Raw genomic sequence first — 23,811 nt, forward strand, 5'->3', positions numbered from 1 at the left:
AGTTTTGTTGTGAAAACAGCCGGGTATTATTAGATTTTTTCACCCTTGGCCAGGGCGGGCAGCTCGCCTTCCAGCCCCATGGCGGTCCGGATCACCCTCTTACTTCGGCCGGGTCGGCAAATTGTTCCCCTTGGCCAAGGCCGGCAACTCACCCTCTAACCCCATGGCGGCCCGGATCACGCTTTGTTTGAGCGGCGTCAGCAGATCGAAGGCGCACAGCCCGGCCCCACGCACCAGCTTCTTGAGCGGATTGGCACCGGCGAACAGCCGCTTGAGCCCCTCCATCGCCGCCAGCATGCTGGCCGCCTCGCTCTTGCGCCAGCGCTCATAGCCGCGCAGGTTGGCGAGCCGGCCGATGTCCTTGCCCGCCGCCTGATTGCGCAGGATCTGCTCGGCCAGCGCGGCGGCATCCAGCAGCCCCAGGTTGACCCCCTGCCCCGCCAGCGGGTGGATGGTGTGGGCGGCATCCCCTACCAGTACCAGCCGCTCGCGGGCAAAGTCGCGGGCATAGCGGGCGGTGAGCGGGATGGCGCTACGCGCCCCTGCCACCTTGCACAGCCCCAGCCGGCCGTCGAACGCGGTGGTGAGCTGGCGGTTGAACTGCTCTTCATCGCACTGACAGAGCGCCTCGGCACGGGCCGCTGGCACCGACCAGACGATGGAGCAGAGATCTGGTTGCCACAGGGGCAGGAAGGCGAGCGGCCCCTCGGGGGTGAAGATCTGACGCGCCACCGCCTCGTGAGGCTCGGCACAGCGCACCGTCGCCACCAGCGCATGGTGGCCGTAATCCCAGCTGGTGAGCGGGATGTCGGCCTGCCGGCGCACCCAGGAGTGGGCGCCATCGGCCGCCACCACCAGCTTGGCCGACAGCGCCCGGCCATCTTCCAGCAGCAGCAGGGAGCCCGCCTCGCCGCTTTGCAGGCTGCTCGCCCGGGCCGGGCTCAGCAGCTGGATGTTGTCACCATCGAGAATCGCCTCCAGCAGCGCCAGCTGGATGACCCGGTTCTCGACGATGTGGCCAAGCTCGGGCTGGCGCAGGCTGGCGGCATCAAAGGCGATCCGGCCAAAGCTGTCCTGCTCCCACACCTCCATCTGCATGTAGGGCTGCAGGCGACGGGCCTCGATCCCGCGCCAGGCGCCTACCTGCTGCAGGATGTGCTGGCTGGCCAGACTCAGGGCACTGACCCGGTTGTCCGGCGCCTCGTCAAGCGCGGGCTCCGGCAGCTGGCCCTCGATCACCGCGACCTTGAGCGCACTTCCCTTGAGCGCGGCGGCGAGCCCCAGGCCCACCATGCCGCCCCCCACAATCACCACATCCACGTTTTGCATCTGCATCGTTCTATATCCTTTCAAGGCTGATCGCCGGGATCAGCGAGGGCACGCACGAAGGCGCACCCGTTCAATACCCATGACGTCACCTCGCCTCAGGGGCGGCACACATCGGCGACAAAGCCCAGAGTGCGGGAGGCCAGCGGCGCCTTGAGGCAGCTCAGCCGCCCCATCAGGGAGAGCGCCAGGTTGCGGCCTGCCACCAGCGGGTCATGATCATTGGAGAAGAGCTGGGCCAGCGAAGAGGTGAGCCAGACCGTCTGGGCCTGATCCCCCTTGCGCTGCTGCCAGTAGCCGCTGAGCACCTCAAAGCTGCCGATATCCTCCCCCGCCGCCAGCGCCTGGCCCACCGCCCGAGTGAGCAGATCCAGATCGCGCATGCCGAGGTTGAACCCCTGACCGGCGATGGGATGCAGCAGATGGGCGGCGTTGCCCACCAGTACGGTGCGCTGGGCCAGCGGGTAGTCGGCCACCGTCAGCACCAGCGGATAGACGTGGCGCTGGCCGGTTTGCAGGAAGCGGCCGAGGCGCCAGCCGAAGGCCTGCTGCAGGCGGGTCAGAAACGCAGCGTCATCGAGCGCCATCAAGGCCGGCGCCTCATCCCGCGCCACGCTCCAGACTAGGGAGGAGAGCCCGCCCTGCATCGGCAGCAGGGCCAGCGGCCCCCCTTGGGTGAAACGCTCGAAAGCCCGCCCGGCCGGGTCTTCGGCCGTCTTGACGGTGGCGATGATGGCACTCTGACCGTAGTCGTGGCGGCTCACCGCCAGCTTGCACTGCTTGCGCACGAAGGAGTTGCCGCCATCGGCCGCCACCAGCAGGCGGGTCTGATAACGCTCGCCACCGGCCAGGGTCAGGTTAACCCCCTCCGCCAATGGCTTCACGCGCTCGAGCTGGGCCGGACACAGCATGCGGATCTGCGGGCAGGCGGCAATCGCCTGCTGCAGCGCAATGCCCGCCGCCGACAGCTCGATCACCTGGCCGAGGGCTGGCAGGCCGTACTCCGCCGCCGTCAAGCCGGCCTGGCCGAAGTGGCCCCGATCCGACACATGAATCTGGCTGATGGGGCTGCAATGGGGAGCAAAACGGGACCAGAGCCCGTGCCGGGCCAGCGCTTCGCAGGTGCCGGCGGAGAGCGCGATGGCGCGGGCATCGAAGCCGGGATGCGCATTGAGCTCGGGGGCGCTCGCCTCCAGCAGCAGGATCTGCAGGGGCTTGGGCCCTGGCAGGGCCGCGAGGGAGAGCGCCAGCACGGCGCCGCTCATTCCACCACCGACGATGGCCACATCGACGTGGTTCAGATCAGATTGAGACATGAGATGAGGGGAAAGACTGAAAACGTGGGGTCATGCTAACACAAAGCGTGGGGTCGGGATGCGAAGCCACGGGCAAAAAAGCGCAGTATCTGTCGTCACTTGCCTCATCACGGCGGGCCGGCGCAGGCAACTTCCAGATGTAAAAAGAGCGCCACCAGGCGCTCTTTATCAAGTTCAACCGACTCAGTGCAGGGTCGGCGGTGTGCTCGGGGCATCCGGCCGCTTGCCGAACTCCTCGAAGCTCATCATCACCCCGAGGCGCACATGCTCGTAGAGCACCAGGAAGGAGGCTTCGTTCTCTTCATCTTCCTGATCGAACTCGGCGGAGACCTGGGTGATGCTGGCGATGTCCTGGATCATCTCCTGCAGCTCTTCGGAAGCCTTGGAGAGCTCCTGCTGCACCACGCCGAAACCGGCCAAGAAGGCCTGGGACCAATCCACCAGCGAGTCGATACGCTCGTCAAGCGGCGCTTCGTCGCTTGGCAGCAGCAGCTCGACCCCTTTCTGGGCCATCAGGCTCTCGATCACCTGGTGATAGAGATCGGTCATCACCTGGCGCACCGGGGCCGGCAGACCGAAACCGTCGTTGACCAGATCATTGAAATGGGGCAGCCAGCTCTTGTCGTCCAGTGCCACACCACCGCACACCAGACCGCAGATCACGCCATGGGCCTCTACAGCCGTCGCCATCAGCTCATGCTGCTCCATCAGGTCGGCCACGGCCGCGTATTTCAGGGGGTTCGTTTTGCTCATCGAAGATCCGCTCAAAGTTCAGGCAAATATGCAGAATTAATGGTCAGGATCCTAGCATTCTCCCCCTTCCAGAGCCAGCAAGGCCTTGAAACTTCTGCATCTGCGCTATATAGTCCCGCCCAGTTGTCCACGTGGATAAAGGCGGAAATCAGCTCCGCCGTATTGAGGAAGGCATGAGCACAGAGGCCGTAGAAATCGTCATTTTGGGACGTCCCTACAAGGTATCCTGTCCCCTGGGACAGCAGGATGCCCTGCGCCAGGCCGCCGACCAGCTGAGTGATAAACTCATCGAGCTGCGTCAACGCTCCAAGGTCTCCAGCAACGAACAGCTGGCGGTGATGGCAGCGCTCAATTTTTGCCATGAGCTCTGCCTTGAAAAAGAGAAAAATCACCAATACTCTGAGACCATGGACAAGCGGATCAAGATGCTGCAGCGCACCATCGAAGCGGCCTTGATCGAGCACGGACAATATGGCGAATCCAGCGACGAAGGCCTGCAGCCCTAATCGTCCACCGTTTTAAAATTCCCTGGGGTGTTTGTCAGCCGGTTCAAGTCCCCGAGCCGATATTCATACCAAACAGGGGATCTGCCTTCTGGCTATTGCGCATGCTCGGCACGACCGAGAAGCCTGCGGTCAGATCCGATCCCCGCCTTGAACCGACGGTTCAAGGGCCCAAACCGGCAACGGCATCTCCGGGGTACCAACAGCAAAAAGCCCGTCACCAACGTGACGGGCTTTTTCTTTATTTCCTGCGCCATCCCTCTCCCCTGCCGCGGCCCCCCCTTCGACACTGCCCGCGGCACCAGTCACACCACAAGCGGCCCATAAAAAACCCGCCGGCTTGGGCGGGTCTTTTTTATGCGCTCGGTTCAGACAGCCATCTGTTGATGGGGTGAACCGTGATGGCGCAGCCAGAGGAAACTCAGCGCCACGATCAGCACCATCAGTGTCATGATGGCCCCCAGAGTCACCTGCCCTTCCATCGGGAAGCAGGCTGCCAGCAGCGTCACGATACCGGCCCCCAGGTTCTGCATGCCGCCGAGGATGGCACCGGCGGTGCCCGCCTGACCCGGGAAGGGTTCGATGGCGCAGGAGGTAGCGGTCGGATAGAGAATGCCGCTGCCGATGAAGTAGACGGCGGCGCCGCCAACCAGGGAGGCCGCACTCACGACCCCGAACAGACCCGGCAACAGGATGATCAACGACCCCAGCGCCAGGAAGACGATGCCAAGGCGCATCAGTTTGCCCTGGCTCAGGCGAAAACTGAGCTTGGCAGAGAGCCAGGCACCGAACAGGTAACCGGGCAGCGGCAGTACGAACAGCACGCTGACGGTGCGGGCACTCAACTTGAGCACATCGCCGAGCAGCACGCCGGCCGCAGCCTCGAACACCGCCAGGCCGGCAAAAGTCGCCATCAGGCAGAGCAGGTTGCCCTGAAAGCGCGGATTGCCGAGCACGTGGCGATAGGCGGCACCGACTCGCAGCGGCTGTTGGCGCGCGGTCGCCGGCAGCGTTTCAGCAAACCAGGCCAGCAGTGCCAGAGTCGTCACCGCACCGAAGCCGAACAGGAACCAGTACCCGGCACGCCAGCTGAACAGCTCGGTCAACCAGCCGCCCAGCACCGGCGCCAGCAGCGGGGAGAAGATCACCCCCATGCTCACCAGGCTGTTGGCCCGGTTGAGCTCAGCGCCGCTGTAGCGATCGCGCATCACGGTCCGGCTCATGGCGCCGCCCGCCCCGGTACCCAGCCCCTGAATGAAGCTGCCCACCAGCAGCGCCATGAAGCTTGGGATCAACTGAATGGTCAGGGTGCCCACCAGAAACACCATCATGCCGATCAGCAGGATGGGGCGACGGCCGATACGATCCGACAGCGGGCCGTAAACAAACTGGGAGAGCCCGTACGGGATCAGGTAACAGGCCATCACCGCCTGCAACTGGCCGGAGGCCACGTTGAAATCCCCCGCCATCATGGGAATGGAGGGCACATACAGGGTCTGGGTCATCTGGCCCACAGCGACCATCAAAATGGTCAGAAAAAACAGCGGATAAAAACTGTGCCGATACATATCTCAGTCCCGAAAATCATCAAAAAGCTGCCGCACCCCTGGCAGAAACCTGCAGAGGGGATCCAAAAACACAGAGTCAATCAAAGGTGAAAATACAAGGCGGAGAACCCGCACCGGCCGGGAGCAGGACACTCCCTAGGCTTGCGGTGATCTTAGTGATTCAGATCACGAAAAACGAACGAATCTTTATAATCAGCTTTCCCTAGTTTTTCTAATGTGACGGGGTTTTTAGCCCCGTCAGCAATAAAAATCAACGTGTTACCATCTGCTGGGCCTGTTTGACCAGATCCTCCGGCTTCTCGTTGCGCGGCGGTATGGTGATCCCTTTCTGGCAGGCGGGCTTCTCTGCCATCCGGTCCATCCAGGCTTGCAGATGGGGCAACCCCTCGATGGAGATGCCGCTCCAGTCATAAATGCGCACCCAGGGCCAGGTGGCGATGTCGGCGATGCTGTATTCGTCGGCCAGATATTCGTGATGAGCCAGGTGGCTGTCGAGCACCTCGAACAGCCGACGCCCCTCCTTCTGGTAGCGCTCGATGGCGGCCGGGATCTTCTCCGGGAAGTAGCGATAGAAGACGTTGGCCTGCCCCATCATGGGACCGACCCCGCCCATCTGGAACATCAGCCACTGGATGGCCTGGGAGCGGCGCTTGGGATCTGCCGGCAGCAACTTGCCCGCCTTCTCCGCCAGATAGAGGAGGATGGCGCCGGACTCGAACACGGCGAAGTCACCATTATCCCGATCGACGATGGCCGGGATACGGCCGTTGGGGTTGATGGCCAGAAACTCGGGCTTCTTCTGATCCAGCGCCGACAGATCGAGCGGGATTACCCGATAGGGTAAGCCCAGCTCTTCCAGGGCAATCGCCACCTTGAAGCCGTTGGGCGTAGCGGCAGTGTAAAAATCGATCATCGTGAACTCCTTGTGATTCACACATTGGTGCAGAGACGGCCACAGCCTCACTCATGCGAGACGACAACGGACACAGAGCGGATGCCGCACCGACATTTGCTCCGATGCCTGCATGGCAAAGCGGCACAATACTGGTCAGTTGTAACTGAATCGCCCCTGCTTCTCTAGACACTTTTGAGCCGTTCGAAATATTACTTTTCACACTCTACTGGCGATAGCCCATTGTTGAAACTGTGCCGACGCTTGGGGTTGTAAAACATTTCAATGTAATCGAACACACCCTACCGGGCCTCCTCGCGATCCGCATAGGTTTTACGTCGGATCCGCTCGCGTTTGAGGAGTTGGAAGAAACTCTCCGCCACCGCGTTATCATGGCAATTACCACGTCCGCTCATGCTGGCCTTGAGCCGGTGCTCCCGCAAAAAATCCTGCCAGTCATAGCTGCTAAACTGGCTCCCTTGGTCAGAATGAACCAGCACTTCCTGTTCGGGTCGCCGTCGCCACACCACCATCAGTAACGCGCTGATGGCCAGCTCTCGGTCGATCAGTGGCCCCATTGACCAACCAATGACTTGTCGTGAAAACAAATCCAATACCGCGGCCAGATAGAGCCAACCTTCATGGGTTCGAATATAAGTGATGTCCGTTACCCAGACCTTATTTGGCTCAGTCACATCGAACTGGCGTTCAAGATGATTCGGTGCAACCACCGTTGGCCAGCCACCATAATGACCGGGACGGCGACGATAACCGGTTTGTGGACGCAAACCTTCATGACGCATTAATCGCGCCACCCGGTGTTTCCCACAGGTCTCGCCCATCTCTCGCAGGTCGTCCCGGATCTTGCGATAACCATAGACGCCACCTCTTTCTAGCCAGCATTGTTTGATCTGGCCCAGGAGGTGTTGGTCTTCAAGTGCTCGGGAAGATAAAAGCTGGTGCTGCCAAGCGTAATAACCGCTCGTGTGGACATTCATCATCCGACACAGTCGGCGGATGGGATGTGTGGACGCGTGCACCCGGATGAAGGCGTACCTTACCCTGACAGCTTGGCAAAGTACGCGGCGGCCTTTTTTAAGATATCTCGCTCATCGGTGACGCGGCGCAGTTCAGCCTTGAGGCGCCGAATCTCGGCTTGCTGGCTGGAGTCATGCTGTTGCTGCACGTCGGGCTGGCTGTAGCGCCTGATCCAGGCGTAAAGACTGTGGCTGGAAACACCAAGTCGCTCAGCGACCTCTGCCACTGGGTAATGGCACTCAGTCACCTGCTTGACGGCGGCCAGTTTGAATTCTTCCGTGTAACGTTGCTGCTTGCTCATAACACCTCTTGAATGACCTCAGTTTGAGGCTCTTGAGGTGTCTAGGAAAGTAGGGGCGATTCACCATGACAAACTGCCATTAAGTTTTTTTCTCTTAGGCTGTACTTCTTATCGTTGCTGTATCTGATTTCATAGATATGGCATGCAATAGTACTTAATTTTTTGGCACTTCTCACAGATAGGATACTTTGCCCGTATCTTTTTTGATAGTGCTTGCCATTTGGTAGTGTTGTAAAACTTGTGTTCTTCTGGCCTGAACTTTTGTACTGTTGCTTGGTTCGTCTGGTGCTCAATACAATATTTAGTCCTATAGGGTACAGTGTTTGTACATGTTGGGTGTTTGCATTTCTGTTTCATTTTATTATTGTGGAGGGAAAAAGCTTTTTAACTTTTTTATTTACTTTTGAATTTACTATTATTGTTGATAGTAGTTATCAAATGGTGAAAAAGTTTGGGGATGGAATTTGCTCACAAAGTGGAGAACATGGGGTATCATTGGTAGGAACTTTTTTTGAAATTAGTCCCCCCCTATCAGTTCTACAGTTCAATTCAGTACTACAGTTCAAACCTTCTCTAACAGCTATGGAAGCATGGCAAAAAAATAGAGGAACACATGGAAGTTAGAGTGTACAAAAAAGCCCTACTGGATCAGTAGGGCCTTTCAGGTTGTTACTTAACATATCTATATTGTTGACAGGTGATATCAGTTATTAGTTCTATTCATTACCAGTACCTAGTAAGCCATCTAAGATCTGCTTATCTATATCTGTTATAAAGTCAATAACAACATCCAATAACCGCTCAATATCTTCAATTGATATATCTACTGCATCCCCATTCCTATCTCTTCCATTTCTGTGAATGATATCATGTCTAGTTGATGCATAACCTCTGATAAGTGCCAAGGTATCCTGTTGTAACTTACAATTAAGAACACCTTCATACAATGTTTTTATATGCTTAGTGTCATGAAATGATATCTCACGATCAAGATAATACCTTATCTTCTTATCAAGACCATCGAGATATTTAAATATGTGATTCTCTGTCAGTTCGTTTGAAGAGAATGACTTGTATGTTTCAACAAACCTACGCTTTATTGCATGACGACTTAGTACATTCCTCTTCATTGTGTCTGAAAGATATGCTTCCATTGCAGTGATAATACTGGAAAATATCATTCGTTGAAGAACTGGTGTAGAACCATCGTACTTTATTGTTTGAATTTCTTTTGTTGAACTTTAAAAAATATCATAGAAATATGTTTCCCCTACCTGTTCTTGCTCTATATCTTCAAAATCATCCACCCAACCACCATGAACTATGTCAGTGATATCTAATTCACATAAGTCATCATCATCACTCATACCAAGTAATAAAAGTGCATATGATTCCATTTGCATACATGGAAACAAAGCCCCAGCAAAACCATGATGAAGATGATTATGAACACCGTCTAGTGGTGAAAGCATAAATGAAAGTAAAGGATCATCAGGAATATCTACTTCAACTTCATTAAAGTTTTCATCATAAGACAAATGCAAACGTTCTAATGCTATAGGGAATTTTTCAATCCAATCATCAACAGTCGTGTTTCGTAACACTTGAATTTTTCCAGGTATTACACGTTTCATGAATAAATCGAATTCACTCTTTATCTTTACTGTATCGTCCTTGTAGCATTTTGAATTTTCAATCAAGTCACGTATCCATAGTTCGCGAGTTTCATTGAAATCACGTTCAAGGGACTTTCGATCATAACCTGCTAAATGTAAGCGGCGGCGTATAGTGGCAACTGTTGTCCGATAGCCTATAAAATCTCGTTCATCATCAGACTTAGCTATTATTCGTTCACGATCAGACTTATCAAAATTCCATTCATAGTATGTGCTTCCCCAATCAATTAGTTGATACCCATTGATTTTTATCTCTGAATAGCTACTCATTCCCGAACCCTCTATATTCCTAAACGCTGCCATCATAGCAGCCTCAACGAGCTGGGGCACCACCCTACCCTTGATGAATGCACTTAACCCAAAGTTTAGACAGTACTGAGAGTGTGATACAATGGGCTCTCATTCAAAAAAAGGAAAATGAAATGTCTATTGAAAAAAGTGCTGAAAGACTAGTCATCAATGATGAAGCTTATCTGTCTGGTTCATTATCAATTAAAGTTGATGGCATAGGGGAACTCGTTTACTTTAACGATTTCGAACATGACAAAGAATCAAACACCTTCTACCAATACGAAGATAATTGTTCGGCTGTTGTCTCTGTACTTACAAACCATCAGACTGTGATTGATCGTATTGAGACGCCAAACAACAAAGCTTATACGATTGCAGAAGACAAGTTAAAGTTTAATCTTTACTTCTAAGTCCTATTGAGTTAGAGCCAAGCATTACATTTAGTGCATTACTATCTCTTAATGCTTGGCACTCTATAAGGCTCTCTATCTCCATGTATGAAAGCTCGTACTTTGACTTGCACAAGTACAGTACTGAATACTCACAATCGCTTATAGCCCATCCCTGAACCTCTGCATTGCTACTCTGGTAATCCTTCCAGTTTTATTCTTTTATAACTCTCTTCCCGTACTTCGGTGAACTCTTCTTTGTCTCTTTCACTCTAGACCAAAATGACTTTTTACCTATGTAGTACTGGCCTGTTCTGGTGTTGTCTATTCTATAAATGAAACCTTCGTAATCTCTTAGTACTGCGTCATCTATCCCCCATTTGTTCGTACTCATCTAATCCATGTTCCTCATAAATATTTCTATACAGATATTTACAGAGGAAACAGATGAAGAATTTAAGCATTGAAGAACAACTAGTGATTGATGAGGGGTACAAGCTAACAGTCTATAGAGATACAGAAGGTTTCTACGCTGTGGGGATTGGTCATCTAATTAAAAGAGACAGTACCATATCAAAACCTCAAGCAATCACATTACTAGAACAGGAATTGAAAACAGTACTTACACAAGGCCGTATAACTCCATCTGAATGTTCCTACCTATTCAGTAAGGACTTGGCATTTGTACAGAAAGGAATTGCATCTAGTTCATTTGATGCAGTGTACAAGGGACTAGATCCAGTTCATCAAAGTGCAATACAGAACATGTGCTTTCAGTTAGGTACTGCGGGTGTATCTGCATTTAAAAAGATGTGGGCTGCAATCTCAAAGAGAGATTATGAACAGGCATACAAGGAGGGATTAAATAGTAAGTGGTTTAGGCAAACTCCGAACAGAAGTAAAAGAGTTATGCAAACACTAAGAACGGGTAGTACTGGGCACTATCCAACATAAAAATAAGAGGTAATAACTATGGGCGTAGGTGCTCTACTTAGAAAAGGTATTGATGCAGTCCTTCAAAGCAAAATGCATCCTGTGGCGAAAGGTTCGATTGTTCTTGTACTGTTTACTGGGGTCGGTGCAGCAACTTACTTTGGGCTGGCTTAAATGAAACTATCATTCAATAGTAAAGATTGGTTAGCGATCATCATTGAGTTGATCCGCAATCTAGGCCACAAAAAGAATTAAGAAAAGGGATAGCGTTGATGCTATCCCTTTTTTCGTTTGTTCATGGCATGTACTTAATCAATGGTACGTAGAAACAGAGAAACCCAACTAGGTTCAACCAGAACAGAACCATTCTCTTGTAGTACCAGAACACACCACCGGCTAAGACAGCAAAGAACCAGAGTACTCTAGGCATCAGTACCACATACAGAGCCGCCCAATCACTTAGATCCGGCATCATGAAAAAGACCGGCATCATGATGTAGTTGATTGCCAATACGATGAACATAAGTAAGATCAATTTATTTTTCCACTAAATTGATGGGAACTTTTAAAACTACTTGCTTTCCATCATATGAAGAAAAATTACTAGATTTTAATGGTGAGACCAAAGGTAAATCGACCCTAAAGATTCCTTCATCAACAACACTAGATTTTTTATGTTTATCTAACTCATAAATCTTCAAGTTGTATGTACCTGGACTAGATTCAGAAACCTGATATCCATGATTCACCCCCTTATATTTCATCCATGTAATGCCATTCCCATCTGTAAATGGTTCATCATCATATACAGGAATGTCTACAGCAAAGATAAATATCAGAACCACACCAAGTAGAGATAAAAATGCACAAATATGGTATAGCTTTTTCAACGTAGCTAGAAGCCCCTTCATTCTGACACCTCTAAGATATCATTCTTAAAATCGTAGTCCAAATCGGTATATTGAAGCTGGAACTGCTCTGCATATAACGTCGGGACGACAATCGGTGGACGCCAATAGGTATCAAGTCCTAAGTGTTCTGCAAGATCAATAACGAACGTCATACAGTTATTTTGGAAAAGCCCATACGCCTCTTTAGTCGGGCTATGGTTTTCACGTCTCTTTTTATTTATCCAATCTAAAGCTTTTTCATAAAAATAGCCTCGCATTACTACACCAGCGATGTTACTAGATTGACCATGGCTTTGTGATATTTCATGTAGTGTAGATTTGAAACTGCTCTCAACTATCATCCCGCTATCAAGCTCAACTGGTTGCTTAATACTACCTCGAACAATACCTGGTTCGAATGCTTTCGGATCGGGGTAACGGCCATACTCATAGTATCGTGTTTGGCCTGTTGTACCATTTACGAGTAGAACACCAGCATGTCCAAGATAATAGAGCCCAAACTGCCCACGAACTGCAATACGATATGAGGTAAAAATCAACGGAATCAAGAAATCTTTATCAGTACTCAGACGAATATCTGTGATGAATAAGTCCTCAATAGGTGTAGTCAGTATACTGTTCATCATCTCCCCTTCACGAGCCAATTTTTATTATTCCCCTCAACAGTGATCTGTTGAGGCTTCTGTGACTTGGCAAGACCACTAGCTACCCCATCAGGCCCTGTCATTGCACTGTGTGTTTTTCCTGCATCATCGGTATAGGTGAACTTGAAATTTGCCAAAGGATCGCCAGTAGAGCTAAGTAGACGAACACAGGTATCAAACCATGATGTGATTAGGGGAATAAAGCTTGATTGTCCTGCTGGTGCTTGATCTCCAACAATGACAGTTCCAGACCCTATGATTACCCCACCGCAATCAACAGCACCACCAGTGATAGCCAAAGGTTTACCATTGACGAAAACAGTAGATGAACCTGAGGCGATTGATCTTGGGTGAGGGGGATTGTTCGGCTTGTCATGAGGGGCCAGGGGATCACCAACACGGGCGGCTGGGATTCCATCTATGAAAACATCAGGAGAACCAGAGATGATTGCCGTGGGATGAAACCCGTCATGGTCTGTCCCAATGTCTCCTACTTTCGCGGCTTTTTTGCTCAAAACTACGCCTCCTTGTGCTTGATGTTAGCCTGACTAAAACAGGCACTTTATCATCAATGCACCAATCGAGACCATGAACAGAGGCTGACCAACGTCAATCTATGACCGATTTTCAAGCAGCGGTTATTGTCATAGAACCATACAAATACAGACCTAACCTGCATCCATATGAATGAAAAATCCCCTGTGAGTTGAGCCCTAACAGGGGATTCAGGATGTCAGCCAGTGTCTTAAAACGCTTCCCTGCTCCTTATGACAAATATTGTGCCGCTTGAACAGCCCGGACGCAGGGAGGAACGCGACTAGTTGCACAGCCCCATGGGTTGGCGCTGGCGCAGCAGGATCAGGCGGGACAAGAGCGGGAAGTAGGACTCCAGTTTGCTCAGCAGCACCCGGCTGCAGGCGGGATCGGCAAGCTCCGACTCTTCCAGCACGATGCCGTTTGAGACGAAGTAGAAGCGCGGGTCACGCACGTCCGGCCCCTGAATGGTGAGAGTCGCATCGCCCTTGCGCATCAGCAGCGGCAACACCGGCAAGCCGAATGTATCGCTGTTGCGCTGCCAGGCAAATTCCGGCCAGGCCGCGTCGCCATCGAGCAGCAAGATCGCCGCCTCTTCCTTGCCTGGCTGCCATTGGCAAGGCTGGGCAATGCTCACTTCGTTGAAGTAGTCGCCATATCCGGTCGATGCGCGCAAGGCAGCCAGCAGCCCCTGAGTAGTGATTGCCGACGGTTTTTGACTGACTAATGACAAATTCATGATCCACGTCCCTATGCTCAATGCAGCCTGTTATTCGGCTGCTGCCCATAAGACTAGACCAAAAGGAGCCTATATTGGAGCCGTCAGATCTGGCAGTCGCCAAGGCTGGGGGGATGGCGTATAACGGTTGCCATTCTCGCGAAGACTGGTATGATACCGCGTCCTTTTATTCCCCGTTCTTTAACATCCAGTGGTGAACCTATGCATCCGATGCTGAATATCGCCGTGCGCGCTGCGCGCAACGCCGGTCAAGTAGTAGTAAAAGCCTTTTCTCAACCCGAGAATATCGAGGTTATCCAGAAAGGCAGCAATGACTTCGTGACCAACGTTGACCGTGAAGCCGAAGCGGCCATCATTCACACCATCAAAAAATCTTACCCGGAACACAGCATCGTGGCTGAAGAGTCTGGTGAGATTACCGGTACCAATCCGGACTACCAATGGATCATTGACCCACTGGATGGCACGACCAACCTGGTCAAAGGCATTCCGCACTTTGCCGTTTCCATCGCCCTGCGCGTGAAGGGCAAGACTGAACAAGCCGTTGTTTACGATCCGATCCGTGACGAGCTGTTTACTGCTACCCGTGGTAGTGGTGCCCAGCTGAACGGCTATCGCATCCGTGTCGGCAAGGCCAAAGAGCTGGCTGGCACCATCCTGGCCACCGGTTTCCCGTTCAAGCAGAAGCACCACATCGAGCCGTACCTGAAGATGTTCCAGAGCATGTTCATCGAGTGTGCCGACATCCGTCGTGCCGGCTCTGCCGCACTGGATCTGGCCTACGTGGCTGCCGGTCGCGTCGACGGTTTCTGGGAAATCGGCTTGAAGCCCTGGGATACCGCAGCCGGTGAGCTGCTGGCCAAAGAGGCCGGCGCCATCGTCACCGACTTCGTGGGTGGTCACAACTACGAAAACTCCGGCAACATCGTGGTTGCCAACCCGCGCGTTCTGAAAGAGATGCTCGGCAAGATCCGTGAGAACCTGCCGGAGTCCCTGGCCAAATAAGCCAGCCTCGCGCAGCACACGTACCACAAACCCGGCCTAGGCCGGGTTTTTTTATGGCCGTCAGCAAGGAAAGCGTACCAGTCTGCGTCATATCCCCACACGTCATTGCCCTACCTATCTCATCGGTAGGACTGCATCCGTTGCCCAACCAAGGCGGCCTTTGTAGATGTCTCGTCAGCGCGGCAAGAGGATGCGCCCCCCTTCGAACCAGAACCAGCTCTGCGCCACAACCCGGCCTCCTCCTTCAGGCTGCTCTCAGACCACCCCGGCTGCTAGCTTCTGCCATCGCAGACTTGCCACGCCGTTCACCGAATCCGTGTTGCTCTCCCTTCCTTGCAAACCACATGACTAATCCAGTAGCCGCCAGCCAATAACAAACAACCCGGCCAGAGCCGGGTTGTTTGGGTGCCTGCCAATGCAGGCAGCGGTTGTGTCGCCCTCCCTGGCGCGCAGCAGCATTATGCCAGACGGAAACGACCGATGGTCTGACGCAGACCGGCGGCCAGCTGGCTCAGCTCCAGGCAGGCGCGGGCGGTATGATCGGCCCCAACGGCGACCTCGTTGGAGGATTCGTTGATCCGCTCCACGTTGCGACCCAGCTCATCGGAGACCGCATCCTGCTCGCCGCAAGCGCTGGCAATCTGAATGGCCATGTCGGCGATCTGGGCCACCGCCTCTTCAATCTGCTGGATGCCGTTGCTGGTCTGCTCGCTCTGCTCCACGCACTGGCGGATCATCTCGCAGCTCTGGCCGGTCACCTCTTTGGCCTGATTGGCACGTGCCTGCAGGGTTTCGATGATGGCAACGATCTCACCGGTGGAAGCCTGAGTGCGACCCGCCAGGGTACGCACCTCATCGGCCACCACCGCGAAGCCGCGGCCCTGCTCGCCGGCGCGGGCAGCCTCGATGGCGGCGTTGAGAGCCAGCAGGTTGGTCTGATCGGCAATGCCGCGGATCACATCCACCACCACGTTGATCTGGGCGGATTCGCGCTCCAGCTCGGTGACCAGGGTGCCCGCCTGTTCAATCTCCTCGGCAACCCGGGTAATGGACATCAGCGAGCTCTGCACATCCTGATTGCCACGGCGTGCCAAGGCATTGGCGGAGCTGGCCGACTCGGATGCGGTCTCGGTGTTGCCTGCCACATCGGCCACGGTGGCCTTCATCTGGGCCATGGCGGTGGCGACCAGCGAGATCTCCTGCTGCTGGCTCTGGATCCCCTGTGCCGACTGCTCGGAGACGGCGCTCACCTCTTCAATGGCGGCCCCCAGCTGAGTCACAGCCGCCACCACTTCTTCAATCAGACCACGCAGGTTGTCCTGCATCTTGAGGGAGGCCTTGGCCAGCATGCCCAGCTCGTCGCGACCGATGTGCTGGCGATCCAGCTGATGGGTCAGATCGCCGGCAGCGATGGCGTTGGCCTGCGCCACCACGGCCTGCAGCGGCAGGCAGATCTGGCGGGTCAGGAACCAGGTCATGGCCACCATGAACAGCAGCAGGCTGCCGATGCTCACCATGGCAAAACTGGTCACCATGTTGACGCTGCCAAGTAGGCTGCCACGGTTCTCTTTCACAAAGCCCAGGTTCACTTCCACCAGACCGTTGACCGCCTGCTCCAGCTCGCCATAAATGGGGTTGGACTGGAACAGCTGATCCTTGGCCTGGGCCAGCTGACCCTGCACCAGCAGTTGATCCACCACATTGACCGAGTTCAGATAGCGTTGCCACTCCTGCTTGGCGCGGTTGAACACCTGGCGCTCATGATCGGCACCGACCGTGGCCTCATAGGCACGAAAGGCCTGCTCGACTTTCTGGACGCTGGCCTGGATCCGGCCGCGACGCGCCTGCAGATCGCTGGCGTCATCCACCATCAACAGGGCAAACTGGGCACGGCGCACGTAGGATACGTCATAGAGCAGGTTCTCGACCGAGAGCACGCTCGGCAGGGTGGAGTCGGTAAAATTCAGCACGCGATCGCGCACGCCGCGCAGCTCGCTGGAGAGAAAAATACCGAATATCACGTTGACGGCGGCAATGACCGCAAAGACCACGGCAATTTTTTTGCCGATAGACAGATTTTTGTAAAACATGGTGGCTGGTGATCCTCGACTGCTGACAAGCAGGTGCACAGTGGCGATCACATCCGTATGAACTGGTAACCCGGGCTTTCCTGGCGGGAGATGGGACGTTGCGAAAGACCAAGGGAAGGGTGGGTTTCGCGAGGGCGGCACTTTACCACAAACCTGCCTACTCCTTCACCAGCTTTCGCCGCAACAAAGCAAGTTGTTTTTCCGTACAACCCGATCTTCATCACAAACTATTCAAAGCGACCAAATCATTTCAAATAGTTAGCCGATGAATGTAATCGATGCACCGGCATGGACAAGTCAGGCCCGGCTCGCTGTAATGCAAGAGTCCCCGGATGGCGCCTCGCCGTCCCCGCCATCAAGCAAGAGAGGTGATCTTCATGGATAACGCGTCGGCCCTGCCCCTTTCCTCCTGGTCTGCCCAGCTGCGCGAGCAACTGCGGGCACGCCCGGTGATCGCCGTCGGCCTGCTCGTTGCACTGACGGCCGTCGTGCTGTTGCTGCTGCAGAGCCTGGTGATGCTGGCCGCCGGCGACATCAGCCCCGGCGTTCGCTACGGCCTGCTCGGCGGCCTGGCCGGCTTTGCCGCCACCGCGCTCGGGGCCTTGCCGGCCCTCTTTCTGCGTTCGGTCCCCCAGCGGGTGGAAGACAGCATGCTGGGCTTTGCCGCCGGCATGATGCTGGCGGCCAGCGCCTTCTCCCTGCTGCTGCCGGGGCTCGAGGCGGCAGAGGGGATCACCGGCAACGGCTTTCTCGCCGCCGCCGTCGTGGTGGCAGGCATGACCCTCGGGGTGCTCCTGATGCTGGGGCTCGATCAATTCACCCCCCATGAGCATGACAAGACCGGCCCCTGTGGTCCCGGTCATGAGAGTTGCTCCCGGGTCTGGCTGTTCGTGTTTGCCATCGCACTGCACAATTTGCCGGAGGGGATGGCCATCGGGGTGAGTTTCTCCCAAGGTGACATGTCGGTGGGTCTGCCGCTCACCACCGCCATCGCGTTGCAGGACATACCGGAAGGGCTGGCGGTGGCACTCGCCATGTGCGCCGCCGGTTTTCGGCCCGGCAAAGCCGTGCTGGTCGCCATCGGCAGCGGTCTGCTTGAGCCGCTCGGAGCCCTGCTCGGTGTCGGCCTCTCCAGCGGGCTGGCCATCGCCTATCCCATCGGCCTCGGCCTGGCCGCCGGTGCCATGCTGTTCGTGGTCTCCCACGAGGTAATCCCCGAGACTCACCGCAACGGTCACCAGACCCACGCCACCCTGGGCCTGATGGCCGGGTTTGCCTTGATGATGACCCTCGATACGGCACTTGGTTGATAAGGTTCTGATATATGGCGTAATGTTTCAGCACTAACACCGTGACATCCGCGGGCAACGTCGCATTTCCCCACACATCGAGGGCCAGCATGACATGATATTCCGGGTGATGGTGCTGGGTTGTCTGCTGGCAGTCGCTCACCGGGCCGTCTCTGCCACCGAAATCTATCGCACGGCGGCACAGCCCGAATCCGCCCCCAAATACTCCCAGATGGCGGATGGCCGCATCGGGGGATTCTGCGTCGAGCTGTTTCGACTGCTGGAGCGCCAGGAGCCCGCCCTGCGCATCCAGGGCGATCAGCGCTTTGTGCCCCTCAAGCGGCTGGAGAAACAGGTGCGTTTCGGCCAGCTCGACTTCATCTGCGGCGTGGGCGACAACCCGGACCGTCGCAACCACTTCCTCTATCTGCAGCCCCCCATCTTCACCGTACGCTACCACCTGGCAGTGCGCAGCGATGATCCGGTCGAGATCCGCCAGTGGGATGACGTCAGGGCCCTTGGCGAAGAGGGCATCATCCTCATCAATCACGGCAGCGGCGCCATCGAACGGCTGCAGGCCCTGCAGGGGCTCATCATCGACAGCGGCGGGATCAGCAGTGCCGCCAATTACGACAAGCTGCTGATGAAACGAGGGCGCTTCGTCTACTACCGTTCACCCGGCTTCGAGGCCGACCTGCTGCGTCACCATCTGAGCGGCCAGATCCGCATCCTCCCCACCGCCATGGAGACCATTCCCTTCTACATCCTGTTTTACCAGCGCACCTCCCCTGCCCGGCTGGCCCTGTTCGCCAATGCCCTGCAACGGCTGGCGGACAGTGGCGAGCTGGCTGATCTCGCCAAGCGCTACCCTTAAGCGCCCCTTCACATCGCGCAGTATCGGAATGCTCGGCGCCATCGCCAACTTTTGTTATGATCCACAACAACTTATTCGGCCGCATGGCCATCAAGACGAGGTGAGTGATGAAAGTAGGTATTATCGGCGCCATGGAACAGGAAGTGGCCCTGCTGCGTAGCCAGATGAACAACCCGACCACCCTGCAACTGGGCGGCTGCGAGTTCTATCAGGGCACCCTGGCAGGCAAAGAAGTGATCCTGACCCGCTCCGGCATCGGTAAAGTCGCCGCCAGCGTCGCCACCAGCCTGCTGCTGGAAAAATTCGCTCCCGACTGCGTCATCAATACCGGCTCTGCCGGCGGCTTTGCCCAAGACCTGCACATCGGTGACGTGGTGATCGCCAGCGAGATGCGCTTCCACGATGTGGATGTCACCGCTTTTGGCTACGAGATGGGCCAGATGGCGCAGCAACCGGCCGCCTTCCCCTGCAACGAGAAGCTCATCGCCGTTGCTCAGGATTGCATCGCCGAACAGGGCAAGCATCAGACCAAAGTCGGCCTCATCTGCACCGGCGATCAGTTCATGTGCAAGCCGGACGCCATCGCCAAAGCCCGTGCCGACTTCCCGCAGATGCTGGCGGTCGAGATGGAAGGGGCTGCCATCGGTCAGGTATGCCACATGTTCAAGGTGCCCTATCTGGTGGTGCGTGCCATGTCCGACATCGCCGGCAAGGAACAGGTTGAATCCTTCGATGCCTTCATCGAGGTGGCCGGCAAGCACTCCGCCGAGGTGATCATCAAGATGCTCGGCAAGCTGTGATCCCACTCACCACGCTGGAACAGATGGCCGCCACTCCGGCGGCCATCTTGCTCGGGGCCGCCCTGCTGGAGGCCATCGTGCCCTGGCCGGCCCACTATCGGCTCTCCGCCGTCGTACCGCTGCTGACCCGGCTGGGTCACAAGGTGTGTCGCCCCGATGGCGCCCCCGGTCAGCAATTGCAGGCCGGTCTGCTGGCCATGCTGATTGTCTGGCTGCCTTGCGCCGCCGGACTCTGGGCGGTGCGCAATCTCTCGCTCTCGGAGCCGCTGTTCGATCTGCTGTTTCTGCTGTTGATGCTGGAGTCGCGTCCGCTGCGGGAGCTGGCCCGTGCCACTCGCTCGCTGACAGACCAGGATACCTTGGTGGTGGCCCGGCTGCAGGCCGCCCCTTGGCTCAGGCGCGATACCGGCAAGCTCTCTCTGATGGGGCTTGCCAAGGCGGTCAGCGAAAGTTGCGCCCTGCGCCTGATAGGACAGTGGGCCGGCCCTCTGCTGGGATTTGCCCTGGCGGGAGTCCAAGGCGCCCTGCTGTGGCGCCTCGCCCAGTTGATGAATCAGGGCTGGAGCCCGAAACAGCCAGCCTTTGCCCACTTTGGCCGGGCCGCCGCCGTGCTCTATCAAGCTCTGTGCACCCCTGCCATCTTGTTGCTGGCACTGCCCTTGTGTCTGACCCAGCTGCGCCAGCTGGCAAGCCGGCTGCGCACGGCGATACGCTGGCCCTACCCCGCGATGGGAATACTGCTGGCGCTGCTGTCCGGCTCGCTGGGCCGCAAGCTCGGTGGCCCCCGCTACTATCAGGGCAGCTTGATCCGTTTCCCCGTGTTTGATGCCGCCGCCGAGCCGGAGGCCGGCACGGCCCTGCGCCTGCTCAATCGCCTGCAGCAAGTAAGTTGGGGCTGGCTGGCGCTGGCATTGCTCCTCACTGTGCTGGAGCAGCTGCATGGCTAGATGGCTCATCCTGCTCTGCCTGTTGTGCATGTCGCCCGCCCTGCTGGCCGGGACGCCTGCACGCATCGTCAGCCTCACTCCTCATCTGACCGAACTGCTGTTTGCCATCGGTGCCGGTGATCGCATCGTGGCCACCGATGATGCCTCCGATTATCCACCCGAGGTCAAACGCCTGCCCCAGGTGGCCAACTACCGCAGCATCAATCTGGAAGCCCTGCTGGCCCAAAAGCCCGACTTGATCGTCGCCTGGCGCTCCGCCCAATCCCGTATGCTGGCCCCTGTCGAGCAACTGGGGATCCCGGTGTTCTATTCAGAACCGACCGACTTTGCCTCCCTCGCCACCGAGATGCGGGCCTTGGGAAAAACATTGGGGGTGGAACAAACCGCCAATGCAGAGGCCGATGTCTATCTCGCCCGCCTGGCCGCACTTGGGCAGCGCTACGGCAAGCCCAAGCATATCAAGGTGTTTTATCAGCTCTGGTATCCACCGCTCACCAGCGTTAGCGGCAATGCCTGGCCCGCCCAGGCCATCGAGCTGTGCGGCGGGGAAAACGTGATGGCAGCTGCCCGCACGCCCTATCCACAGGTCAACCTGGAGCAGGTGATCAAGGCCAATCCGGCACTGATCCTGGCGGGGAGTCAAGATCCCGACGCTCTGCGTCACTGGCAACAGTGGTCCAATCTGGACGCCGTCCGCCATCAGCGCCTGCGCCTCATCAACTCGGACGAACTGCACCGTTTCACCCCAAGAGCACTCAACGCCGTAGAGCAAATATGTCGGGCCATTGAAGAGGCGCAACAGCCGAACCAGTAAGCCGCGTTACGTGGTTATTTTCACAATAAAAAACACCGGCCAACGCCGGTGTTTTTTATTTAGTAGACATGTGATGAGGGATAGCCGTTATTTCTGCTTGAAGATATCCAGCCCGACGAAATAGACGGAATCGTGACGCTGGAAGGCATCGGCATAAATCGGCTTCGCATCATCAAAGAAGCGCTCGAGGATAGTCTCAGCCTCTTTTATCTTGGCTTCGAACTTGTCAGGAGCAGCGTCAAGCAGGGTCATCATCAAACCAATGATGTTGGCGTAGAAATAGTTCATCGAGCCAATCAAAATGCGATAAAGATGACAATCACGGCTCATCAGCAAATACAGCAGATAATCGTGATGACGCTGCATCATGGCCAATATTTCATTGTGCTCGTATTTGACCGTTTGCCAGTCGGTACGCAACTTCTCCAGCAAATCGTCAAACAGCGGTACGTTGAGCGCGGCATTGAAGTCGATACTGGTCATGTCGAACGGCTGGAAGCTGCGCACCATCAGCTCATCAAGCAGAGCTATTTTATCCAGCTCAGGGCCGCTGATTTGCAGAGCATCAACCCGTTGAGGGATGGCACCGTCAATGTAAGCACCATCACTGCAATTCAGGCAGCGTATATCCGGATGGCCAGTCAACACGCGCGTCATATTATGAATGGCCAGACCAAACAGGTGGTTGATCCGCACTTCCCCGCCAAAATTGCCCGGAGCCGGGAAAGTATCCTTCAGACTTTCATTGTATTTGGCTTCTTTCTTCTCGTTGTAATAGAGGCTCAAACTGGAGTGATGCTTGTCTGCATACTTGTAGCCATTGTCTATCCCGAACAGGTATACCTGCTTGAAACCGAGCAGGGCAGCATAGTTGAGACCGGTATTGCCAACGAAGGGGTTGGAAAATTCAATGGACTCATATTCGAAAGCTTGACCCAAACGGCTGGCCAGCATGGCAAACATGGGTTCATTAGGTTTGAAAGTAAGACCTGTTTTACGGAAAAAGGTCTTGCACTCGGGGTGAATCACATCGACGCTGAGGAACACGGCATTCTTGAGGAAATCATCCGCACCGAGAATGCGCAGGAAATCTGCCGAGCTCTTGGTTCGCTCCACCGCCACGTATATGTCAGGCTTGATACCCGCCTTGTGCAGGGCACTGACTGCGGTACCGCAGGCGATGATAATGGCTTGTCCCTGATGCTGCCGGATAAAGTCGATGTTCTGATCCAGCGACGGTCCGTTACCGACCACGAATACCGGTACCTGCTCGGCCAACGAGGTATCCCGCTCCCTTTTCAGGAACGGCGTGCCATCCTGCAGATGGGTGTGACTGTGAGCCAGTGCATAAATATTGTCATCAAAGAAGCCCCAACCCGTCTTGAGCAGATAAAGCTCACCCTCAGCCTTGTCGATCAAGTCATGCAGCTTGGGTGAGTGATAATGACAGAATGAGAAGTAACTCGCCGACCAGAAGGCCCCCTTGCGATGCAAGGCTTCCATCATGTCGGCCACCAGCAGTTGCTCATCTACACCGATGAAAAGATGCAGGCTCAGCGACTCCTGTTCCATATATTCGAGAAGTTGGTGCCAGTCGAAACAATAAAGCGAGGCATAGAACATGTCGAGGTCGGGCTCGAAGGCAAACAGATTCCTGACCCTGCATTTCTCATAAAGATAGCCAAGCTGATAGCCCAGCCCGATCCCGTACATGAATGACAAGGGAATATCCGCACCCAGCGCCTTGCGAAGCGGTAATCCCTCAAGGGAAGCATTCTCTTTGAGCTCTGAAATAGCATTGTTGTAGGCAATATGAATTTGGCCTTCCAGATACCATTGAGGGACAAAATCGATGCATTGCAATACGCTCTGTTCGATCACCTCGGCAATCTGGGCTTGCGCTTCGGCAAAGGGATCGTCCCCATACAGGGAAACCTTGTCATCAAGCCACAATATATTTGGAATGCCATTTTCATTACAGAAAAATCGAAAAGGTCTGGTTGGCTGGTACTCTTTGAAAAAGTCATGGATCCCTGGCATATATTTTTCAAAGGCGGCCATATTAAGCTGATGGCGAACAGGCAACACCGCCAGCATGGCGGCTTCCTGTTCTTTTTGAACTGCAAGACGGGAAAGCTCTTCCTCTGCACTTTCTATGTTTTTATTAAAATCCATTCG

At 55.2% G+C, this 23,811-nt stretch carries 22 protein-coding genes, 1 other RNA gene and 2 pseudogenes; 10 read left to right on the top strand and 15 right to left on the bottom strand.

Features of this window, described 5'->3' with window-relative positions:
* Window positions 1–99: 99 nt before the first annotated feature.
* The 3 genes from C2U40_RS12480 to C2U40_RS12490 form a co-directional block, all read right to left on the bottom strand.
* Window positions 100–1,335 (bottom strand): FAD-dependent 2-octaprenylphenol hydroxylase, encoded by a 1,236-nt coding sequence (locus C2U40_RS12480; protein WP_181014734.1) that lies wholly within the window; start codon window positions 1,333–1,335, stop codon window positions 100–102.
* 89 nt (window positions 1,336–1,424) lie between these two features.
* A complete protein-coding gene (gene ubiH / locus C2U40_RS12485; RefSeq protein WP_103827202.1) occupies window positions 1,425–2,642 on the bottom strand; it encodes a 2-octaprenyl-6-methoxyphenyl hydroxylase in 1,218 nt (405 codons plus the stop codon).
* Window positions 2,643–2,825: 183 nt separating this feature from the next.
* Complete coding sequence (locus tag C2U40_RS12490) at window positions 2,826–3,395, bottom strand: UPF0149 family protein (protein WP_011705605.1); 570 nt, start codon at window positions 3,393–3,395, stop codon at window positions 2,826–2,828.
* A gap of 173 nt (window positions 3,396–3,568) precedes the next feature.
* Between C2U40_RS12490 and zapA the strand changes: the two genes are divergently transcribed.
* Together zapA and ssrS are read left to right on the top strand one after the other, a co-directional pair.
* Window positions 3,569–3,901 (top strand): cell division protein ZapA, encoded by a 333-nt coding sequence (gene zapA / locus C2U40_RS12495; protein ID WP_146054349.1) that lies wholly within the window; start codon window positions 3,569–3,571, stop codon window positions 3,899–3,901.
* A 16-nt stretch (window positions 3,902–3,917) separates the two neighbouring features.
* Window positions 3,918–4,100, top strand: a non-coding RNA gene (gene ssrS, locus C2U40_RS12500) — 6S RNA.
* Window positions 4,101–4,266: 166 nt separating this feature from the next.
* On the opposite strand, the gene emrD is transcribed toward ssrS, so the two are convergent.
* From emrD to C2U40_RS26065, 5 genes and pseudogenes are all read right to left on the bottom strand, one after another.
* Window positions 4,267–5,466: a multidrug efflux MFS transporter EmrD gene (emrD, locus tag C2U40_RS12505; RefSeq protein ID WP_044799770.1), complete on the bottom strand. Its 1,200-nt coding sequence runs from the start codon at window positions 5,464–5,466 to the stop codon at window positions 4,267–4,269.
* A gap of 250 nt (window positions 5,467–5,716) precedes the next feature.
* Window positions 5,717–6,379 (bottom strand): glutathione S-transferase family protein, encoded by a 663-nt coding sequence (locus tag C2U40_RS12510; protein WP_029301260.1) that lies wholly within the window; start codon window positions 6,377–6,379, stop codon window positions 5,717–5,719.
* A gap of 191 nt (window positions 6,380–6,570) precedes the next feature.
* A pseudogene (locus C2U40_RS12515) lies at window positions 6,571–7,697 on the bottom strand (IS3 family transposase).
* Window positions 7,698–8,413: 716 nt separating this feature from the next.
* Complete coding sequence (locus tag C2U40_RS26060) at window positions 8,414–8,878, bottom strand: hypothetical protein (protein WP_219812534.1); 465 nt, start codon at window positions 8,876–8,878, stop codon at window positions 8,414–8,416.
* 60 nt (window positions 8,879–8,938) lie between these two features.
* Window positions 8,939–9,703: a HEPN/Toprim-associated domain-containing protein gene (locus C2U40_RS26065; RefSeq protein WP_146054351.1), complete on the bottom strand. Its 765-nt coding sequence runs from the start codon at window positions 9,701–9,703 to the stop codon at window positions 8,939–8,941.
* Window positions 9,704–9,795: 92 nt separating this feature from the next.
* Here C2U40_RS26065 and C2U40_RS12520 point away from each other — a divergent pair, with 92 nt between their 5' ends.
* Window positions 9,796–10,074 carry a hypothetical protein gene (locus C2U40_RS12520; RefSeq protein ID WP_103827204.1) on the top strand — a complete coding sequence of 93 codons (279 nt, stop codon included), beginning with the start codon at window positions 9,796–9,798 and terminating at the stop codon, window positions 10,072–10,074.
* Between the two features lie 193 nt (window positions 10,075–10,267).
* On the opposite strand, the gene C2U40_RS27000 is transcribed toward C2U40_RS12520, so the two are convergent.
* A complete protein-coding gene (locus C2U40_RS27000; RefSeq protein WP_219812535.1) occupies window positions 10,268–10,447 on the bottom strand; it encodes a hypothetical protein in 180 nt (59 codons plus the stop codon).
* Between the two features lie 53 nt (window positions 10,448–10,500).
* On the opposite strand from C2U40_RS27000, the gene C2U40_RS12525 reads away from it, so the two are divergent.
* On the top strand, window positions 10,501–11,007 hold the full coding sequence (locus C2U40_RS12525; protein WP_103827205.1) for a glycoside hydrolase family protein: 507 nt from the start codon (window positions 10,501–10,503) through the stop codon (window positions 11,005–11,007).
* A 515-nt stretch (window positions 11,008–11,522) separates the two neighbouring features.
* Here C2U40_RS12525 and C2U40_RS26070 read toward each other — a convergent pair.
* The 4 genes and pseudogenes from C2U40_RS26070 to C2U40_RS12545 form a co-directional block, all read right to left on the bottom strand.
* The gene (locus C2U40_RS26070) at window positions 11,523–11,897 is read right to left on the bottom strand and encodes a hypothetical protein (protein ID WP_146054352.1); all 375 of its coding nucleotides are present in this window, start codon (window positions 11,895–11,897) and stop codon (window positions 11,523–11,525) included.
* On the bottom strand, window positions 11,894–12,523 hold the full coding sequence (locus tag C2U40_RS26525; RefSeq protein WP_181014735.1) for a hypothetical protein: 630 nt from the start codon (window positions 12,521–12,523) through the stop codon (window positions 11,894–11,896). The genes C2U40_RS26070 and C2U40_RS26525 overlap by 4 nt, the downstream gene beginning before the upstream one ends.
* A gap of 260 nt (window positions 12,524–12,783) precedes the next feature.
* Window positions 12,784–13,056 (bottom strand): annotated as a pseudogene (locus C2U40_RS26900) (type VI secretion system PAAR protein); the annotation flags it as partial.
* A 302-nt stretch (window positions 13,057–13,358) separates the two neighbouring features.
* The gene (locus C2U40_RS12545) at window positions 13,359–13,814 is read right to left on the bottom strand and encodes a hypothetical protein (protein WP_011705601.1); all 456 of its coding nucleotides are present in this window, start codon (window positions 13,812–13,814) and stop codon (window positions 13,359–13,361) included.
* 201 nt (window positions 13,815–14,015) lie between these two features.
* On the opposite strand from C2U40_RS12545, the gene suhB reads away from it, so the two are divergent.
* Window positions 14,016–14,819 carry an inositol-1-monophosphatase gene (suhB, locus tag C2U40_RS12550; RefSeq protein ID WP_016350372.1) on the top strand — a complete coding sequence of 268 codons (804 nt, stop codon included), beginning with the start codon at window positions 14,016–14,018 and terminating at the stop codon, window positions 14,817–14,819.
* A gap of 458 nt (window positions 14,820–15,277) precedes the next feature.
* Here suhB and C2U40_RS12555 read toward each other — a convergent pair whose 3' ends face one another.
* On the bottom strand, window positions 15,278–16,909 hold the full coding sequence (locus C2U40_RS12555) for a methyl-accepting chemotaxis protein (protein ID WP_045790137.1): 1,632 nt from the start codon (window positions 16,907–16,909) through the stop codon (window positions 15,278–15,280).
* Between the two features lie 377 nt (window positions 16,910–17,286).
* Between C2U40_RS12555 and C2U40_RS12560 the strand changes: the two genes are divergently transcribed.
* The 5 genes from C2U40_RS12560 (at window position 17,287) to C2U40_RS12580 (ending at window position 21,633) form a co-directional block, all read left to right on the top strand.
* On the top strand, window positions 17,287–18,219 hold the full coding sequence (locus tag C2U40_RS12560; RefSeq protein WP_103827226.1) for a ZIP family metal transporter: 933 nt from the start codon (window positions 17,287–17,289) through the stop codon (window positions 18,217–18,219).
* Between the two features lie 94 nt (window positions 18,220–18,313).
* A complete protein-coding gene (locus C2U40_RS12565; protein ID WP_103827209.1) occupies window positions 18,314–19,072 on the top strand; it encodes a substrate-binding periplasmic protein in 759 nt (252 codons plus the stop codon).
* Between the two features lie 107 nt (window positions 19,073–19,179).
* A complete protein-coding gene (gene mtnN, locus C2U40_RS12570) occupies window positions 19,180–19,872 on the top strand; it encodes a 5'-methylthioadenosine/S-adenosylhomocysteine nucleosidase (protein WP_103827210.1) in 693 nt (230 codons plus the stop codon).
* The gene (locus C2U40_RS12575) at window positions 19,869–20,819 is read left to right on the top strand and encodes a cobalamin biosynthesis protein (protein WP_181014736.1); all 951 of its coding nucleotides are present in this window, start codon (window positions 19,869–19,871) and stop codon (window positions 20,817–20,819) included. The genes mtnN and C2U40_RS12575 overlap by 4 nt, the downstream gene beginning before the upstream one ends.
* Window positions 20,812–21,633, top strand: coding sequence for a cobalamin-binding protein (locus tag C2U40_RS12580; protein ID WP_103827211.1), 822 nt, complete (start codon window positions 20,812–20,814; stop codon window positions 21,631–21,633). Before C2U40_RS12575 ends, C2U40_RS12580 begins: the two co-directional genes overlap by 8 nt.
* Window positions 21,634–21,720: 87 nt before the next feature.
* Here C2U40_RS12580 and C2U40_RS12585 read toward each other — a convergent pair whose 3' ends face one another.
* Window positions 21,721–23,808, bottom strand: a complete 2,088-nt coding sequence (locus C2U40_RS12585; protein WP_181014737.1) for a motility associated factor glycosyltransferase family protein — start codon at window positions 23,806–23,808, stop codon at window positions 21,721–21,723.
* Window positions 23,809–23,811: the final 3 nt, after the last annotated feature.

The organism is Aeromonas sp. ASNIH4 (genome assembly GCF_002934425.1).
Lineage (GTDB): Bacteria > Pseudomonadota > Gammaproteobacteria > Enterobacterales > Aeromonadaceae > Aeromonas > Aeromonas hydrophila.